Origin of the sequence: Deinococcus pimensis DSM 21231 (genome assembly GCF_000519345.1) — a bacterium.
In the GTDB taxonomy this organism is placed as follows: domain Bacteria; phylum Deinococcota; class Deinococci; order Deinococcales; family Deinococcaceae; genus Deinococcus_A; species Deinococcus_A pimensis.
Map to the genome: position 1 here is coordinate 139,996 of NZ_KI912633.1, position 599 is coordinate 140,594.

1 protein-coding gene and 1 pseudogene are annotated in these 599 nt (G+C 73.8%); one reads left to right on the forward strand and one right to left on the reverse strand.

Annotated features, from left to right (window positions below; genetic code table 11):
- Positions 1-389, reverse strand: a pseudogene (locus tag DEIPI_RS28720) (helix-turn-helix domain-containing protein); the annotation flags it as partial.
- 29 nt (positions 390-418) lie between these two features.
- Between DEIPI_RS28720 and DEIPI_RS39015 the strand changes: the two are divergent.
- Positions 419-599, forward strand: a 181-nt coding sequence (locus tag DEIPI_RS39015) for a hypothetical protein (RefSeq protein ID WP_045233684.1), incomplete at its 3' end; no start/stop codon positions are given.

The window sequence follows — 599 nt, forward strand, 5'->3', positions numbered from 1 at the left end:
CGGGTGAGCCGGGCGCCCGCGCGGGCGCGCAGGCGGTCGGTGGGCGCCTGCTGACGGCGGATGCGGGCCTCGTGGTCCTCGAAGGGCGTGAGCTCGAAGGGGATCAGGAAGCCGTCCGCGGCGGCCCGGTAGATCCTGACGGGTCGCCCGCGCCGGGGCTCGCGGCGCACCTCCCGCAGGAGGCCCGCGCGCTCGAACTGACGGATGCGGTAGAGGAGCCGCTCGACGGAGCAGCCGATCTCCGCGGCCGCCGCCGAGGCGCTGCGCTCGTGTCCGATGAAGGGCGCGAGGAGCCGCTGCGACTCCGGGTCGCTCAGGAGCCGCGCCTGCTCGGGTGTGCGGACCTCGAACCAGTCCCCCTCGAACGAACCCAAAATCAGCTGAGGCATTTTCGGTAGTGTGCGCCGAACGTGGAGGCATGACCGTCACCCGCCTCGCAGGATTCACCCCGGACTTCCGCCGCTACCTCCTCGGCCTCGCGTTCACCTCGCTCGCGGACGCCGTCCTGACCGTCACGCTGCCCCTCGCGGTCCTCGCGTCGGGCGGCGGCGCGGGCGGCGTGGCGCTCGTCGTGCTGTGCTCGGGCCTGCCGCGCTTTC